Consider the following 15,784-nt stretch of genomic DNA (forward strand, 5'->3'; position numbering starts at 1 on the left):
GTTTTATACATGGAGATGGTGGGATTTGAACCCACGACATCCTGCTTGCAAAGCAGGCGCTCTCCCGCTGAGCTACATCCCCTTAATACGCATCCCTGATAATGGGCCTCACTGGATTTGAACCAGTGACCTTACCCTTATCAGGGGTACGCTCTAACCAAACTGAGCTAGAGGCCCTAAGGGTTAATAGCTCAATGAGAGGATAGCGTAGCAAGTGTTATCCGTTAAAAAAGGAGGTGATCCAGCCGCAGGTTCCCCTACGGCTACCTTGTTACGACTTCGCCCCAGTTACCGATGTTTTCATCGGCCTCTGCCTCCCTTGCGGGTTAGCTTGAGGACTTCCGAAAACACCAGCTTCCGTGGCGTGACGGGCGGTGTGTGCAAGGCCCGGGAACGTATTCACGGCGACATAGCTGATACGCCATTACTACCGATTCCGGCTTCATGAAGGTGAGTTTCAACCTTCAATTCGCACCACGACAAGGTTTGTGAGATTAGCTTGAGCTTACACTCTTGCTACTCATTGTCCTTGCCACTGTAGCGCCTGTGTAGCCCAGAGCATAAAGGGCATACTGACCTGACGTCGTCCCCTCCTTCCTCCGGCTTGTCGCCGGCAGTCTCCTTATAGAGCACCTCATACGAGGAAGCAAATAAGGACAAGGGTTGCGCTCGTTGCGGGACTTAACCCAACATCTCACAACACGAGCTGACGACGGCCATGCACCACCTGTGGTAGGATTTCTCCCAAAAGGGAAACACGGCTATCTTTCGACAGCCTTTCCTACCATTTCAAACCCTGGTAAGGTTTTTCGGTTAGCATCGAATTAAACCAGACGCTCCACCGGTTGTGCGGGCCCCCGCCAATTCCTTTGAGTTTCAGGCTTGCGCCCGTACTCCCCAGGCGGGATGTTTAACGCGTTAGCTGGGGTGCAGCGAAGTTATCACTACACCTAACATCCATCGTTTACGGCTGGGACTACCCGGGTATCTAATCCGGTTTGCTCCCCCAGCTTTCGTCCATGACCGTCAGTACCGTCCCAGTAGGCCGCCTTCGCCACTGGTGTTCCTCCCGATATCTACGCATTTCACCGCTACACCGGGAATTCCGCCTACCTGAACAGGACTCAAGTAACGCAGTTCGGAATGCCTTGCCGAAGTTGAGCTTCGGGTTTTGACAATCTGCTTACGAAACCAGCTACGGACGCTTTACGCCCAGTAACATCGCGCAACGCTCGGGACCTACGTATTACCGCGGCTGCTGGCACGTAGTTAGCCGTCCCTTCCTCTGATGGTACCGTCAAGACCAGGAGGTATTAGCCCCTAGTCCCATCTTCCCATCTGACAGAGGTTTACACCCCGAAGGGCTTCTTCCCTCACGCGGCATTGCGGGGTCAGACTTTCGTCCATTGCCCACGATTCCCCACTGCTGCCCCCCGTAGGGGTGCGGGCCGTGTCTCAGTCCCACTGTGGCTGATCATCCTCTAAGACCAGCTACCCGTCATTGGCTTGGTAGGCCATTACCCCACCAACTACCTGATAGGACGCGAACCCCTCTTTGAGCCGAAGCCTTTGACAGCCTCGCTTTCACCTTTTGCCTTAGTGACAAAAGGCTATATAGGGTATTAGCTATCCTTTCGGACAGTTATCCCCTTCTCAAAGGCAGGTTATTCACGCGTTACTCACCCGTTTGCCACTGAAAGTGAGTTGCCCCACTCTCCGTACGACTTGCATGTGTTAGGCATGCCGCCAGCGTTCGCGCTGAGCCAGGATCAAACTCTTCAAAGAATTTTATCCATGACTTTTGATGTTAATGTGTTGCTACGCTATCCTCTTATTCAGCTATTGAAGTACGCTTGCTGATAGCCAATGTTTTGAAGCTATCAACCAATTGAGAATATTAAGTATACAGAAATTTTTTCTTTTTGTCAAGAGGGTGTTATATGATGTGGGTTAGGGTGGTGGTTATCTTAAAAGCATAGCATACTAAGGAAAAATATAATATATTTAAAATTATGAGTGAATTTGCAAGCATTGAAGAAGCTATAGAAGATATAAGGAACGGTAAGATGCTTATAGTGGTGGATGATCCCTCCAGAGAAAACGAGGGGGATCTTGTCATGGCTGCTGAATTTGTAACGCCAGAGGCTATAAATTTCATGGCTACCCACGGAAGGGGTCTCATATGCCTTACCTTGGAGGGAAAAAGATGTGATGAGCTTTCACTTCATCAGATGGTAAGTATTAATACAGACCCAAAAGGAACCGCTTTTTGCATATCTATAGATGCTCACCCTAAACATGGTACTACTACAGGTATATCAGCTTTTGATAGAGCAAAGACTATAAAGCTTGCCATCAGCGAAGATGCTAAACCATCAGATTTTATAAGGCCAGGACACGTGTTTCCCATAAGAGCTAAGGAAGGTGGCGTTTTGGAAAGGGCTGGGCATACCGAGGCCTCTGTGGACCTTGCAAAGCTTGCTGGTCTTTACCCTGCTGGTGTGATATGTGAGATTATGAATAAAGACGGCACAATGGCTAGATTGCCAGAGCTTCAAACGTTTGCAAAGGCTTTTAATCTAAAAATTATTACTATTGAAGATCTTATAAAATATAGGTTGAAGAAAGATAGGACTATAGAAAGAGTTGCAAGTGCTACTTTACCTACCGCTTATGGACTCTTTAAAGTACACGCTTATAGAAATAAATTAAACGGCGAGGAGCAAGTGGCTCTTACAATGGGAGAATGGAAAGAGGACGAACCAGTTTTGGTGAGGGTGCATTCTGAATGTCTTACCGGTGATGTGTTTAGATCTTTAAGATGCGATTGCAGGTCTCAGCTTGAAGCTGCTCTTGAAGCTATAGCGAAAGCGGGAAAAGGTGTTTTGGTGTATCTAAAGGGTCACGAGGGAAGAGGCATTGGTATAGCCAACAAAATAAAGGCTTACGCTTTGCAAGAACAGGGTTATGATACGGTAGAAGCCAACGAAAAGATAGGCTTTCCAGCGGATTTGAGAGAATACGGAACAGGCGTCCAGATACTTCTTGATTTGGGCATTAGAAAGATAAAACTTTTAACCAACAATCCACGTAAGATAGTGGCTTTAAAAGGTTATGGCTTGGAAGTGGTAGAAAGAGTGCCCATAAGCATAAACCCAAACGAATGCAACAGAGTTTACCTCAATACTAAGAAAAATAAGTTAGGTCATATGTTGTGAAGCTTATCTTAAAAGCTGTCGCATTGTTTGCTTTTGTAGCAGGTCTTAGTATATTATATATAATTTATAAGACTTTTAACAAATATACGATAGATGTTTTGTATAGATTAAACTTTAGATATGTGCTTTTGGCTCTTCTTTTGAGCTTTTTGTATCAAACTTTTGATGTACTTAGGCTTTTTACCCTTTCAAAAGCCCTAAACGTGAAATATCCGATATTTTATGGCTATATTATGTCTTTTATAAATACTTTTGCAGCTACAGTCACACCTCTTCACATAGGTGGAGAGCTAGCTAGCGTTTATATGTTAAAAAGAAGGGGTGTACATCTTCACAAAACCATGAGCATAGTCACTATGAAAACGCTTTCTGGTATGTTTTTTTTTATTGTGGCCTTTCCTATAACAGCTTTTTACCTTTATCAAAAGCCAAAGCTTGGCTTGAATGTCCTTAAGATTTTTCTAGTGTCATTTGGTATTGGGTTTTTAATATATATAGGTGCTAAACTTTTTTTTAAAAGCAACATACTTAGCGACAAAAGAAAGCTAAACATAAAATATACACTAAGAAAATACGTAGCAACGTTGAGGATTTTTTTAAGAATTAAGAAAAGTAGCGTTTTTTTGGCGTTTTTTTACTCTGTTATGCTCTATATAACATTTTTGAGTATAGCCCCAGTACTTATAAAAGCTTTTGGTAAGAATGTGGATGTTGTAAGTAGCATGTTGAGGCAGTTGGGTCTTTTGTATGGTATATACATGAGTCCTACTCCAGGGGGGGCTGGTGTAGGTGAGATAGGAGGGCTTGAAGTGTTTAAAGCTTATCTTAGTTTCTATGAGTTAGGGCTTTTTGTAATACTTTGGAGGTTTGTAAGTCAGTATTTTTCAGCTTTTATAGGCTGGATATTGTTTCAAATAATACTTATAAAGGACAATGAAAAACAAACTTAGTTTTTATCTTGGTATTGGGTTTTTATACTCTTTTTTATGCTATTACTGGATTTTTTATACGCTTTATAAATTTGGTGAGATGAATATATTTTTGGTGGTTTTGCTTTTTTTTGTTTTCTTGGTGGGGGTTGATATACTTCAATTTGGAAGCGTTTACTTGTTTCAAAAGCTTTATAAGTTTAATATTTACATGTTTCCCGTGTCATGGATAAGCGTTGAATACCTAAGAGAGTTTTTGCCTTTTGATGGTTTTCCCTGGTATCCGGTAGGGACTTTAATAGTGCATGTACCTATTTTAAAGTACGCTTTGGCGTTTTTTGGTGTATATGGAGTGGGTCTTTTCTTGCTTTATTTTCTTGTTAGTCTTAAAAGCAAGAAACAATTTGTTTTTTCTATTGCTCTTACGATATTTTTAGCTATAATTTGTTATAATTACAAATACTATGTTTATAACTTTTACAAAGATAAACCCTCTATAAAAGTAGCTACGATACAACCAAACATAGACGAGAACATAAAGCTAAATTATTATCAATTTGAGAAAGAGTCACTAGTTTACTTTCCTTTGATAAAAAAAGCTATATCAGAAAAAGCAGATCTTATAGTGCTTCCAGAATCTGCTTTTCCATTTTTGTACTCAGATTACAAAGATCCTGTAAGAGAGTTATTTATGTATTATACTTATTACAAACCTTTTGTGGTGGGACTTGTGGATATAAAATACAAAGGCAATAAGATACTTCCCACCAACAACGCCTACTCTTTTTATAAGGGTAACATGATAGATTACTATTCTAAAATAAAACTTCTTCCCTTTGGTGAGTATATGCCTTATCCTTTTAAGTTTGCTAAAAAGCTTTTCGCTGCCATAAACGGTATAGATTTTGTACCTGGTAAAAGCATGAAACCTATAAATGTAATTGTTAATGGACACATCTATAAGGTAGCAACACCCATATGCTTTGAATTGGATTTTTCTTCTTATGTAAGAAAATTATCTTTGCACAGCGATTTTATAATAAATCTTACAAACGACGCTTGGTTTGGCCCTACTTTAGAACCTTATGAGCACAACGATCAAGCTGTTGCAAGGGCAATTGAAAACGGAGAATATCTTATAAGGTCCAACAACTCTGGTATATCTGCAATAATATCTCCTCTTGGTGATGAAAAGACGCTTTCTTATGGGAAAAAAGGTGCTCTTGTTGGTTATATAAAACCCTACAAACTGAAAACACCCTTTGATATGTTTAGTTATAAACCGCTTGTTTTTGTAATACTTGGTGTAAATATATTTTATCTTTACAAGTTTGGAGCTTTTAAAAAGAGACACCAAAAAATCTATGATAAAAATCTATGATTATCAAGTCATAAAAATTAATTTTAAACTAATACTTCTCATAAAATACCTTTAAAAAGTTTATATCTTTTTAAATTAAACGGAGGTAAGTATGGCAGTAAAAGAAATTTTGGAAAAAATTAAAACTCTTGATTTGAAAGATTTAAACATTCAAGAGCCTACAAGCATAGTCAAAGATTTAAAAGTGTCTGGAGATATTATAAATTTAAAGTTGGCTGTACCTGAATCTGTTAAAGAGCAGGTTAAAAATCGTTTTGAGAACCTTATAAAAGAAACAAATCAAAACCTAAAGCCAAACATAGAATTTGTGGAAGGTGAGCCGAAGAAAAATCCCTTTGAACAGCCTGTTTTTAGCAAAAGAAGTATAAAGGGTGTTAAAAGGATTATCCCTGTAGCAAGCGGTAAAGGTGGTGTTGGTAAATCTACGGTGGCAACGAACTTGGCTATAGCTTTAAGCAAGCTAGGCAAAAGTGTCGGGCTTTTAGATGCAGATATTTATGGTCCTTCTGTACCTACTATGCTTGGTACCAAGGGGGCAAGGCTAACCGCAAACGTGTTTAACAAAATAATACCCATAGAAAAATATGGCGTAAAGATGATATCTATGGGATTTTTGCTTCCTTCCGAAGACACCCCTGTAATATGGAGAGGTCCTATATTGATGCAGGCGTTAAATCAATTCTTGTTTGATGTAGATTGGGGACCGTTAGATTATCTTATACTTGATTTGCCTCCTGGAACTGGCGATGTCCAGCTTAGTCTTGCACAAAACACAGCTATAGACGGCGCTGTGGTGGTCACTACACCTCAGGATGTAGCTTTGGCGGATGTTAAAAAGGCGGTGTCTATGTTTAGAGAAGTAAATATACCTATACTTGGGGTTGTTGAAAATATGGCTTATTTTGTATGTCCAGAAACTGGGAAAGAGTACCGCATATTTGGAGAAAGCAAAGTGCCCCAATTTGTGCAAACTTACAATCTAAAGCTTTTAGGCTCAATACCTATAGAGCCAGATGTTACAAAGTACGCAGATGAAGGAATGCCCATAGTGGAAGCCTCACCGGAGTCTAGGACGGCTAAGGCTTTTATGGGAATAGCAAAAATAGTTGATTCTATATACCAAGGAGGTAAATAACATGTTTTTCAAGAAGGCAGGGGAAAAGACGGTTTACTTGGATCACATAGCTACTACCCCGGTGGCTCAGGAAGTTTTAGAGGCAATGTTACCTTATTTTAGAGAGATCTTTGGAAATCCAACCTCTTTACACAGCTTTGGTCAGCAGGCTAAGAAAGCCATAAACCACGCAAGAGAGCAGATAGCTTATTTTATAAATGCTAAAAGCCCTGAAGAAATAGTTTTTACATCTGGTGGCATAGAGGCCAACAACTTAGCTATAAAAGGGATAGCAAAATCTTATGAAAAAAAGGGCAGACACATTATCACCACGCCGATAGAGCATCATTCTATACTTCATCCTTGCAAAAATTTAGAGAAAGAAGGTTTTGAAGTTACATATCTTGAAGTGGATAAGTATGGATTTGTAAACCCAGAGCAGTTAGAAGAGGCTATAAGGCCAGATACCATATTAATTTCTATAGGGCATTCAAATAGAGAAATAGGTACTATTCAGGATATGAAAAATCTTGTTTCTATCGCAAAAGCTAAAAACCCTAAGGTTATATTTCATAGCGATATAGCTCCTTCTTGCGGTCATACTCCTATTGATGTGCAGGAGCTTGGTATAGATGCAGCCTCTTTTACAGCCCATCTTATGTACGGACCAAAAGGTGTTGGTGCTCTTTGGACTAAAAAAGGCATTAAGGTAAAACCCCTTATAGAAGGAGGTGTTCAAGAGCGTGGTGTTAGAGCTGGTACTGAAAACGTGCCTGGTATAGTGGGCTTTGGAGCAGCCGCAGAGCTTGCTATGAAAGAGATGGACGATAGGGTAAAACGCCTTTCTTCCTACAGAGATAAAGTGAGAAAAGCCCTTGAAGAAAATCTTGATATGATAGAGTTTACTGGACACCCAACCCAAAGACTTCCTCATCATCTTTCCGTTATAGTTCATCTTATAGAAGGTGAGGCTATGCTTCTTAGATTGGACCTACAAGGTATAGAAACAGCTTCAGGCTCTGCCTGTGTGTCTACAGCTTTAAAACAATCCCACGTTATAGCAGCTATAGGTATACCAAAAGAAGTGTCAAACGGTTCTTTGGTGTTTAGTTTTGGAAGAGATAGTACCAATGAAGATATAGACTATGTGGCGAGAGAGTTTCCTAAAGTCATCAAAAAGTTAAGGGAAATATCCCCTTTCAACAGGTCAAACTGGGATAACTACGTAAAGTCTAAAAAATAATCTTATCTTACAATCTTGTCTATGGGGCCTTCGCTGCCCCGTTTAAAAAATATTTTTCAATGTCTTTATGATACTGATTAAGTATAAATTTTATTTATAGTGCTATAATATATAATTAAGAGTGGTTGGATGATAGATATTGTTAAGCTTAAAACGTTTATAACTGTAGCGGATCTTGGAAGTTTCTCAAAATCTTCAGATGTGCTTTACGTCACTCAGCCAGCTATAACCCAACAGATAAAATCTTTGGAAAAAACCATTGGTTGCAAGCTTTTAAGAAGACAAGGTGGTAAAATAGTTTTAACAGAAGAAGGAGAGAGGCTTTACCAAAAAGCGAAACTTCTTTTAGAAAGCTACGACAATCTCGTAAAAGAGATGTCTCAGTTAAAAAAAGATATAAAAGACACGCTTTATATAGGTTCTAGCCCTACCTTTGGTGAATACAAGCTCCCAAAACTTATAGTGGATTTTCAGAAGCTTTATCCGGGTATCACCGTAAAGCTCTACGTAGATACCTCTAAAAAGATAGAAGATAGTATAGTAAATGGACTAATAAACGTAGGTGTAGTGGATAAAGAAGCCGATTCTAAAATAAACAGCGTTGAACTTTTTAGAGACGAGCTAGTGCTTTGTGTTGGGAAAAATCACGAGCTTGCAAAAAAAGACATCATAGAACCAGAAGATCTTTATACTATAGACCTTGTAATGAGAGAGGCTTATTCTTGTACAAGGAAAACCGTAAAAGAAACGCTGGAAGCTATGGGTATAAATTTTGAGCTTTTAAACATAAAAATAGAAACAAACTCTATAAGATCTATTATGAATATCGTAAAATCCGGATACGGTGCTTCATTTTTCCCTAGAAACTCAATACAAAAAGATATTGAAGAAGGGGAGCTTACGCCTGTTAAAATTAGAAACTTCAGCGCTTACAAAGTTTTTAACGTAATATATTATACCGATTTTACAAAATCAGCCCTTGTGGATAAATTTATAAAATTCCTTCTTGCCAACAAAGAAGCTCTTGGAGAAGCTGTTGGATTTCAATCTTAAGGATAAAATAGACGCTGTTATATTTGATGTAGACGGCGTTTTGATAGACGTAAGACCTTCTTATCACAAAGCTATATATGAGGCTTTTAAGCATTACACCGGTAAGGATTTGAAAGAAGAAGATTTTATATTTGTAAAAAAGAAAGCCGGTATAAACAACGACTGGGAAAGTAGTTCTGTTTTGATATTGATGGCGTTTGGATATATAACAAAAAAAGAAGCTTTGCAGTATACCACAAATCAAACCTATGTCCAGCAAAAGATTTTTAACAATCCTTACTTTGATTACAACGAGCTTGTAAATGTTTTTGAAGCTTTTTATAGAAAATTTAGAGAAAACGAAACACTTCTTTTGGATAAAGACTTTTTAAAAGCACTTAAAAAAAACTATAAAACTGGTATAGTGACCGGAAGACCTAAAGATGATTTGATATTTTCTTTAAGGCTTTTTGGTATTGAGGATATGTTTGACTTCGTGGTGGACGACGATTATATAGAGGACAAGACCAAAAGGAAACCAAGCAAAGAAGCTCTAAAGTTTTGCGTAGATGCGATTTGTAAAAAAGGCGGAGTCTATATTGGAGATACTATAAGCGATATAATGATGACAAAGCATTACAACGACTTTTACAAGCCCTATGTATATTATATACACTGCAATTTTTACAATGAAGAGAACACCATCTTGTCAAGAGAGTATATCTATGCTACAGCAAAGTCTCAAAAAGAGTTAGAAGATTTGCTTTTATGATTTTAGCCCATTTATATAACTAAGCAAAACTTGATAATGATAGTTTATAAGTACGGTTTTCTCGTGGGATATTTTTTTATCTTTTACCTTATCAGGGTGATATTCTTTTATCATTTTTCTGTAGGCTTTTTTTAGCCTGTCTTCATCAAGCTCTTCTAAGCCAAAAAACTTCATAGAATCTGATATTTTGGAGGAAAAACCTTTTGGGTTTCTACAAAACCTCCAATAAGTGGAAACGTAGGATTTTGTGATATTCTTTCTTAAAGAGCAGTATCTATCAAAACATTCTACGAGCTTTGTATAAGGCATATATTTGTATAGGGTTTTTATTATAAATTTATCAAACCATTCTTTTATAAATTCTTCTTCGTTTAAATAGCGATATTCCCTGTAAAGGTTAAAAAATGAAGATTGAAACTCAGACAATCTATTTTGGTATATATAATCTACGATCTTTTCATGGAAACCCATTTTTGTCTTCAAAGATCTTGTCAATATCTATTATAATGAGTATGCCGTTGTCTATCTGGGCTATATTTTTTATGTATTCACTATATCTTCCTACCATTGGATTTGGTTCTAAATCATCTTCTCTTACTTTTATAACACCATAGATCTCATCTACTATGATACCAATTTTCCCAAACCTTGTTTCTAATATTACTATCCTTTGAGATTCCCTAGTTTCGCTTAGCCCAAGTGTCTCTTTTAAAGAGACTATGGCCATTATTTCACCGCGTATATTGATTACTCCTCTTATATGGCTTTTCGAAAAAGGTACTGGTACTATATCCCTCATTTTTGTTATTTCTACTACTTTTGTAAGGGGTATACCCATAAGCTCACTCTCTAAGTAAATAGCCAAAAATTCCAATATATTTGCTTGAGCCTTCTTGCCCCTTTGAGTAGTTGTCTGCGTAGGCTTTGCTGGCGCACTTTCGGCTTTTAATATGTCTGCCATAAAATCCTCCTTCTATATTATATTAACATAATGTCGTTATTCAATTGAAAATTTTTTAGATTCTTAGGACCGCATTTTCTAAAAACATTCTAACAGATGGTTCTTTTGAATTTAGGAACTCTTCTTTGGTGCCTAAAAATTTTTGCTCTCCTTTGTCTAGCACCATTATTCTATTGCTAATACCAAGAGCGCTTACCATATCGTGGGTCACTACGATGGATGTTATACCTAACCTAATTTTTAGATCCAATATCAATTTGTCTATTATGCGACTTGTAATTGGATCAAGGCCAGAGGTAGGTTCATCGTAGATGATAATCTCCGGGTCTGTGGCAAGGGCTCTTGCCAAGCTTACTCTTTTTCTCATACCTCCAGAAAGCTCCGACGGCATAAGATATAGTATCGACTCATCGAGGTTTACCTCTTTTAGCTTTTCTATGGCTATTTTTATTATCTCGTCTTTAGATTTGTTTGTATGCTCTAAATAGTAAAAACCTACGTTTTCCCAAACCCTAAGGCTGTCAAACAAAGCCCCTTCTTGAAATACGTATCCCATCTTCATTCTTATTTTGTTTAGTTCATCTTTGTTTAGGTTTACTATAGATTTACCTTCAATCTCTATATCTCCTTCGGTGGGTTGCCAAAGTCCTATGATATGTTTTGTAATAGATGTCTTACCACTACCACTACCACCTATTATGGTAAATACCTCTTTCTTATAAACATCAAAAGATATATTTTTTAGTATCGTCCTATTGTTTATTACCTTTGTAAGATTTCTTACGCTTATTGCGATATTCATCTATTCTATATGAAGAAAGTCTATAGCTTGAAGACATCTTATAACCACATTTTCAAAGTTTATATCTAGCACGTCCATAACGGCTTTTATTTGTTCTTCTTCTTTTAAGGCTTTAAAAGAGTCCGATTTTATGCCTTTTTCATGAAGAAGTATCGGTATGAAGTGTCTTCCAAGTACAAAAAAAAGATAGGAAAGCTGGTTTTCGGATAGCTTCGGAAAGTTGTTGAAAACCCTCATAGTTTGATCTACACCCCAAATAGCCCATCTTCTTACCTCTTCGTCTTTTGTCCTTGACTCGATACCCCCTATTATAGCTGAGGCTATGGCGAGGGCTAATCTTTCGTCAGTGGACTGATTTAAAAAGTCCTGTTTGTAGTTTTGTATGTTTTTAGTGGCTTCTTTATATTTTTCGTACAAGTCTATATACTTTTGAAGGGGTTTTATAGGATCTTCAATGTATGCCACGCTTTTAACCTGGCGTCTCAGCTTTCTGGTAATCTTTGCAATCTATCTGAGATACATCAATATTTGGTATTTTTTCTTCGTATACATTGTGAAAACCACACAAGTTACAAGCAATTTCCACAAGATAACCATTTCTTTTGTGGCCTATATCGTTTTTGCATATGGGACACTCGCCTTCTTGTGCCCTTACACAATCTTCTAGTTCTTCTTTCTTTAAACACTCCCATACTTTTTTAACGTTTTTTATAGCATGTTGAAGCTCCTTGCTGTTCCATTCTGCACCACAGTCAAGACACCTAAACTCTTTGTAATTTCCCTCGTCTATAAGCCTTATTATGTTTTTAGATCCGCAATCGTTGTCTACGCATACAAGACCTATTTGTTTTCTGCTTAAAAGCTCTAAAATATTTTTAAAATCTAAGTCGTAATGCTTTGGTATTTTGTCTTTTATAGTATAACCACAACAAAGACAATTAGCCTCTACTCTCGGATAAGGCTCATTTAGCTCGCAAACTTTTAGAGCCACATGATAACAGTATGGGCAAACCTCTAAATGAGTTAAACATATCATACTAATATAATATCATGTTTTGTTATAAAAACTATGCTTAATGTTTGAATGGTATACTTATCCAAAGCTCTTCTGCAGAGTTGTCTTTTTTTAGCTCAACTTCTATGTTGTTTACATCAAACTGGTAATATTTAGAGAAAACCGCTATGAGATCATCTCTTAAAGAATCTATAAAATTTGGCGCTAAACCTTTTCTTTCATAAGCTAGCACCATAGTAAGGCGCTGCTTGGCAACATCTTTGCTTTTATTTTTAAAAAAAATATCTAATATACCCATTTTTACCTCCCGAAGAGTTTTGCCAGTAAACCCTTCTCTTTGTTGTAGAGGGTAAGAGGTACATTTTCACCGGTTATTCTTTTTGCTATATCCATTATTGCTTTTGAGGCGTTATATGATTCATCGAGCACTATAGGTTCACCTCTATTGGTAAAATCTACAAGCTTCTCTTCCTCTGGGACAACTCCGAGCACAGGCACTTTTAAAACCTCTACTATGTCTTCCATAGAAAGCATCTCCCCTTTTTTAACCTGGTGCCATCTTATGCGGTTTATGATAATCTTGTAATCATTCTTGCCCATGCTTTCCATAAGACCTATGGACCTATCTGCATCTCTTACCGATGATACCTCTGGGTTTACTACCACTATGGCGCTATCTGCTGGAGTTACCGCATTTTTAAATCCTTGTTCTATGCCAGCCGGCGAATCTATTATTATGTAGTTGAATTTTCCAGATTCTTTAAAATCTTCTATAAGCTTGTTCCATTTTACTGGGTCTATAGCATCTTTGTTCTTTGTTTGATTTGCCGGTAAAAGCCATAAGGGTAATCCTCTCTTATCTTTTACCAAAGCTTTTTCTGGGCTTACTCTTTGCTCTATTGCATCTAATACGTCATAAACTATGCGATTTTCAAGCCCAAGTATCATATCAAGATTCCTAAGGCCTATGTCGGCATCTATTACTAGTACGCTTTTTCCTAGCTTTGCCAAAGCGGTGCTTATGTTGGCTGTCATCGTAGTTTTGCCGACACCACCTTTGCCGGATGTAATAACAATAACTTTCGAATCGCTCATCAAAAACCTCCTATAGGTTCTAATATTATTTTATTATCTATAACTTTTGCTATCTCAGCCTCTTGAGGTTCTTCTTCATTTTCTCCTCTTATGGCTATATGATGTCCTATCCTTAGCTGTTGGGGTATCATCTTCTTCGCCACCACCACAGAGCTATCATCTCCTATAGCTCCAGCATGAGCATATCCTCTTAAAGCACCCATAACTACTATATTCCCTGCGGCTATAACTTCCGCACCTTCATTTACATCACCAAGTATTAAAACATCTCCGCTATGCTCTATCATCTGTCCTGAACGAAGGTTTTTGTTTACTATTAAAAGCCTAGATACGCTTGTGGGTTTTTGTGCGCTTACCGTTTGGGCACTCATTGTTTTTATGCTTTTAACGTCTTTTCCTTCCAGCAGTTTTTCTATTTGTTTTAGAGTTTTTTTGTCTACGCTTTCATCTATTTCTATGAGAAAATAGCTGTTTGAGAATACGTTTGAGTTTATCTTCTCTACAAGCTCATTTATGAGGCTTTCTTTTGTGGTATCTTTTAAAGAAAGCGTCAAGCTCACAACAGGTAGCGTTATACCTTTTATCTTTATCATATTAATATGATATCATATTTGTATGAATTTGGAAAATCTTGCCAATATTTTTGATTCAATATCTGGGGCTTATGATAAATTTGTGGGATTTATAAGTCTTGGCCAAAACAAAAAATGGCACAAAAGCATAGCCTACGAGTTAAAATCTGGAAACATGCTGGATATTGGTACTGCCACTGGAGATGTTATTTTTAGGGCTTTTGAGCAAAATAAAATAAAGACAGGTTTTGGTATAGATTTATCTATAAAGATGCTTAAAATAGCCAAACAAAAACTAAAAGGAAAACCCACTTATTTGTTTATAGCATCTGCTGAGCATATGCCTTTTAAAGATGGGGTTTTTGATAACGTATCCATGTCTTTGGTTTTTAGACATATAATAGACAAAGATTCTATGTTAAAGGAGATAAACAGAGTTTTAAGAAAAGGTGGTAGGTTTATAGTGCTTGATACTACGAAGTTTGTGGGTATGGATTTCTTTGCTAAAATCTCAAAGACGTTTTTAAGACCTCTTGGTATCGTCATCTTTGGTAACAAAAATTGGGACTTTTTTATACACTCTTTGGAAAACAGTCTATCCACCGAAGAGATAAAAAACCTTTGCGAATCCTATGGCCTTAAACTCATAAATAAAAAGCTTTTTATCCTTGGTATGGTAGGATTGCTTGTGTTTGAAAAGCCTTAGGTAAAACGTTTATTAGCAAGCGTTTATTATCTCTAAAAACGTGTTTGGATCTAAGCTTGCACCACCTACCAAAAGCCCATCTACGTTTGGTGCTTTTAGAAATTCTTTAGCGTTTTGTGGATTTACACTCCCCCCATACAAAACTCTTATGTCCGTATCTTTTTTTGCTATATCTTTTAATGTATCTTTTATAAAGCTATGTATCTTTGAAGCATCCTCTGTATTTGCAGATTTGCCAGTGCCTATTGCCCAAACAGGCTCGTAAGCTATTTCTATATTCTCAAACCACTCTTCTAAACCAGCCAGTGCAAGCTTTAATTGAGATTCTATAACGTTAAAAGTAAGCTGAGACTCCCTTTCTTCTAAAGTTTCCCCTACACAAAGCATCACCTTTAGACCTTCTTCCAATGAAGATATCACTTTTTTCCTTATTAACTCATCGGATTCTTTAAATATGTGCCTTCTTTCTGAATGTCCTATGAGCACATAATGGGCCTTACAGGATTTTACCATCACCGGTGATATCTCTCCGGTAAAAGCTCCTTTCTTTTCGTAGTATACGTTTTGAGCTCCTACTTTTATATTTGATTTTTCTAAAAGCTTAGAAACCTCGCATACATATAAAAACGGCGGATATATAAGAACATCTTTTTTTTCAAAATCTATATTTTTCTTCAACAGCTCATTTATATAAGATATGGCTTCCTCATAGGTTTTATGCATCTTCCAATTGGCGGCTATAATCTTTTTCATAAAGTTATTATACCATGTGTTAGTGTTTAATATATTAGCATCTCAATAAGCCTTTTAGGCCACTTAGCCAGTTAAACTAACATGTATATTAATAAGCCTTTCAGGCCACTAAACAATACAACAAATGTGCATATTAATAAGCCTCTTGCGAGGCCACTTTGCTTTCAAAGTACATGCATCTCAATAAGCCT

Annotated in this window: 17 protein-coding genes, 2 tRNA genes and 1 rRNA gene; 8 read left to right on the plus strand and 12 right to left on the minus strand. The window is 37.4% G+C overall.

Annotation, left to right across the window (positions count from 1 at the left end; genetic code table 11):
• Positions 1-10: 10 nt before the first annotated feature.
• From HY04AAS1_RS06750 to HY04AAS1_RS06760, 3 genes are all read right to left on the minus strand, one after another.
• Positions 11-82 (minus strand) — tRNA-Ala (locus HY04AAS1_RS06750).
• A gap of 20 nt (positions 83-102) precedes the next feature.
• Positions 103-177: transfer RNA gene (locus HY04AAS1_RS06755), tRNA-Ile, on the minus strand.
• A gap of 52 nt (positions 178-229) precedes the next feature.
• Positions 230-1,785: ribosomal RNA gene (locus HY04AAS1_RS06760) — 16S ribosomal RNA — on the minus strand.
• A 227-nt stretch (positions 1,786-2,012) separates the two neighbouring features.
• Between HY04AAS1_RS06760 and HY04AAS1_RS06765 the strand changes: the two genes are divergently transcribed.
• From HY04AAS1_RS06765 to HY04AAS1_RS06795, 7 genes are all read left to right on the plus strand, one after another.
• Positions 2,013-3,218, plus strand: a complete 1,206-nt coding sequence (locus tag HY04AAS1_RS06765; protein WP_012514381.1) for a bifunctional 3,4-dihydroxy-2-butanone-4-phosphate synthase/GTP cyclohydrolase II — start codon at positions 2,013-2,015, stop codon at positions 3,216-3,218.
• Positions 3,215-4,168: a flippase-like domain-containing protein gene (locus tag HY04AAS1_RS06770; protein WP_012514382.1), complete on the plus strand. Its 954-nt coding sequence runs from the start codon at positions 3,215-3,217 to the stop codon at positions 4,166-4,168. The genes HY04AAS1_RS06765 and HY04AAS1_RS06770 overlap by 4 nt, the downstream gene beginning before the upstream one ends.
• A complete protein-coding gene (lnt, locus tag HY04AAS1_RS06775; RefSeq protein WP_012514383.1) occupies positions 4,152-5,528 on the plus strand; it encodes an apolipoprotein N-acyltransferase in 1,377 nt (458 codons plus the stop codon). Before HY04AAS1_RS06770 ends, lnt begins: the two co-directional genes overlap by 17 nt.
• A gap of 91 nt (positions 5,529-5,619) precedes the next feature.
• Complete coding sequence (locus tag HY04AAS1_RS06780) at positions 5,620-6,663, plus strand: Mrp/NBP35 family ATP-binding protein (protein ID WP_012514384.1); 1,044 nt, start codon at positions 5,620-5,622, stop codon at positions 6,661-6,663.
• 1 nt (position 6,664) lies between these two features.
• Positions 6,665-7,885, plus strand: a complete 1,221-nt coding sequence (locus tag HY04AAS1_RS06785) for a cysteine desulfurase family protein (RefSeq protein ID WP_012514385.1) — start codon at positions 6,665-6,667, stop codon at positions 7,883-7,885.
• A gap of 129 nt (positions 7,886-8,014) precedes the next feature.
• Positions 8,015-8,938, plus strand: coding sequence for a LysR family transcriptional regulator (locus HY04AAS1_RS06790; protein ID WP_012514386.1), 924 nt, complete (start codon positions 8,015-8,017; stop codon positions 8,936-8,938).
• Positions 8,922-9,689, plus strand: coding sequence for an HAD family hydrolase (locus HY04AAS1_RS06795; RefSeq protein WP_012514387.1), 768 nt, complete (start codon positions 8,922-8,924; stop codon positions 9,687-9,689). The genes HY04AAS1_RS06790 and HY04AAS1_RS06795 overlap by 17 nt, the downstream gene beginning before the upstream one ends.
• On the opposite strand, the gene HY04AAS1_RS08565 is transcribed toward HY04AAS1_RS06795, so the two are convergent.
• The 8 genes from HY04AAS1_RS08565 to minC are packed head-to-tail and all read right to left on the minus strand — an operon-like array spanning position 9,684 to position 14,155.
• Positions 9,684-10,160, minus strand: coding sequence for a DnaJ domain-containing protein (locus tag HY04AAS1_RS08565; protein ID WP_012514388.1), 477 nt, complete (start codon positions 10,158-10,160; stop codon positions 9,684-9,686). The two genes, HY04AAS1_RS06795 and HY04AAS1_RS08565, sit on opposite strands and share 6 nt — an antisense overlap.
• Positions 10,147-10,650 carry a chemotaxis protein CheW gene (locus HY04AAS1_RS06805; RefSeq protein ID WP_012514389.1) on the minus strand — a complete coding sequence of 168 codons (504 nt, stop codon included), beginning with the start codon at positions 10,648-10,650 and terminating at the stop codon, positions 10,147-10,149. Before HY04AAS1_RS06805 ends, HY04AAS1_RS08565 begins: the two co-directional genes overlap by 14 nt.
• Positions 10,651-10,705: 55 nt before the next feature.
• Positions 10,706-11,452: an ATP-binding cassette domain-containing protein gene (locus tag HY04AAS1_RS06810; RefSeq protein WP_012514390.1), complete on the minus strand. Its 747-nt coding sequence runs from the start codon at positions 11,450-11,452 to the stop codon at positions 10,706-10,708.
• Positions 11,453-11,917: a hypothetical protein gene (locus HY04AAS1_RS06815; protein WP_012514391.1), complete on the minus strand. Its 465-nt coding sequence runs from the start codon at positions 11,915-11,917 to the stop codon at positions 11,453-11,455. It lies immediately after the preceding gene.
• 4 nt (positions 11,918-11,921) lie between these two features.
• On the minus strand, positions 11,922-12,488 hold the full coding sequence (locus tag HY04AAS1_RS06820; protein ID WP_012514392.1) for a hypothetical protein: 567 nt from the start codon (positions 12,486-12,488) through the stop codon (positions 11,922-11,924).
• 37 nt (positions 12,489-12,525) lie between these two features.
• Positions 12,526-12,765, minus strand: a complete 240-nt coding sequence (gene minE, locus HY04AAS1_RS06825; RefSeq protein WP_012514393.1) for a cell division topological specificity factor MinE — start codon at positions 12,763-12,765, stop codon at positions 12,526-12,528.
• A 2-nt stretch (positions 12,766-12,767) separates the two neighbouring features.
• Positions 12,768-13,562 (minus strand): septum site-determining protein MinD, encoded by a 795-nt coding sequence (minD, locus tag HY04AAS1_RS06830; protein ID WP_012514394.1) that lies wholly within the window; start codon positions 13,560-13,562, stop codon positions 12,768-12,770.
• The gene (minC, locus tag HY04AAS1_RS06835; RefSeq protein WP_012514395.1) at positions 13,562-14,155 is read right to left on the minus strand and encodes a septum site-determining protein MinC; all 594 of its coding nucleotides are present in this window, start codon (positions 14,153-14,155) and stop codon (positions 13,562-13,564) included. The genes minD and minC overlap by 1 nt, the downstream gene beginning before the upstream one ends.
• A gap of 22 nt (positions 14,156-14,177) precedes the next feature.
• Here minC and HY04AAS1_RS06840 point away from each other — a divergent pair, with 22 nt between their 5' ends.
• Positions 14,178-14,840, plus strand: a complete 663-nt coding sequence (locus tag HY04AAS1_RS06840; RefSeq protein ID WP_012514396.1) for a class I SAM-dependent methyltransferase — start codon at positions 14,178-14,180, stop codon at positions 14,838-14,840.
• Between the two features lie 12 nt (positions 14,841-14,852).
• On the opposite strand, the gene tpiA is transcribed toward HY04AAS1_RS06840, so the two are convergent.
• Positions 14,853-15,593, minus strand: a complete 741-nt coding sequence (gene tpiA, locus HY04AAS1_RS06845; RefSeq protein ID WP_012514397.1) for a triose-phosphate isomerase — start codon at positions 15,591-15,593, stop codon at positions 14,853-14,855.
• Positions 15,594-15,784: the final 191 nt, after the last annotated feature.

It is taken from the genome of Hydrogenobaculum sp. Y04AAS1, assembly GCF_000020785.1.
Lineage (GTDB): Bacteria > Aquificota > Aquificia > Aquificales > Aquificaceae > Hydrogenobaculum.

Excerpts from the sequence above, each read along its gene's own strand:
- HY04AAS1_RS06805 (WP_012514389.1), bottom strand. The coding sequence starts at position 10,650 with ATGGCAGACATATTAAAAGCCGAAAGTGCGCCAGCAAAGCCTACGCAG.
- HY04AAS1_RS08565 (WP_012514388.1), bottom strand. The coding sequence starts at position 10,160 with ATGGGTTTCCATGAAAAGATCGTAGATTATATATACCAAAATAGATTG.
- HY04AAS1_RS06840 (WP_012514396.1), top strand. The coding sequence starts at position 14,178 with ATGAATTTGGAAAATCTTGCCAATATTTTTGATTCAATATCTGGGGCT.
- HY04AAS1_RS06820 (WP_012514392.1), bottom strand. The coding sequence starts at position 12,488 with ATGATATGTTTAACTCATTTAGAGGTTTGCCCATACTGTTATCATGTG.
- minE (WP_012514393.1), bottom strand. The coding sequence starts at position 12,765 with ATGGGTATATTAGATATTTTTTTTAAAAATAAAAGCAAAGATGTTGCC.
- minC (WP_012514395.1), bottom strand. The coding sequence starts at position 14,155 with ATGATAAAGATAAAAGGTATAACGCTACCTGTTGTGAGCTTGACGCTT.
- HY04AAS1_RS06810 (WP_012514390.1), bottom strand. The coding sequence starts at position 11,452 with ATGAATATCGCAATAAGCGTAAGAAATCTTACAAAGGTAATAAACAAT.
- HY04AAS1_RS06765 (WP_012514381.1), top strand. The coding sequence starts at position 2,013 with ATGAGTGAATTTGCAAGCATTGAAGAAGCTATAGAAGATATAAGGAAC.
- HY04AAS1_RS06780 (WP_012514384.1), top strand. The coding sequence starts at position 5,620 with ATGGCAGTAAAAGAAATTTTGGAAAAAATTAAAACTCTTGATTTGAAA.
- lnt (WP_012514383.1), top strand. The coding sequence starts at position 4,152 with ATGAAAAACAAACTTAGTTTTTATCTTGGTATTGGGTTTTTATACTCT.
- minD (WP_012514394.1), bottom strand. The coding sequence starts at position 13,562 with ATGAGCGATTCGAAAGTTATTGTTATTACATCCGGCAAAGGTGGTGTC.
- HY04AAS1_RS06785 (WP_012514385.1), top strand. The coding sequence starts at position 6,665 with ATGTTTTTCAAGAAGGCAGGGGAAAAGACGGTTTACTTGGATCACATA.
- HY04AAS1_RS06790 (WP_012514386.1), top strand. The coding sequence starts at position 8,015 with ATGATAGATATTGTTAAGCTTAAAACGTTTATAACTGTAGCGGATCTT.
- tpiA (WP_012514397.1), bottom strand. The coding sequence starts at position 15,593 with ATGAAAAAGATTATAGCCGCCAATTGGAAGATGCATAAAACCTATGAG.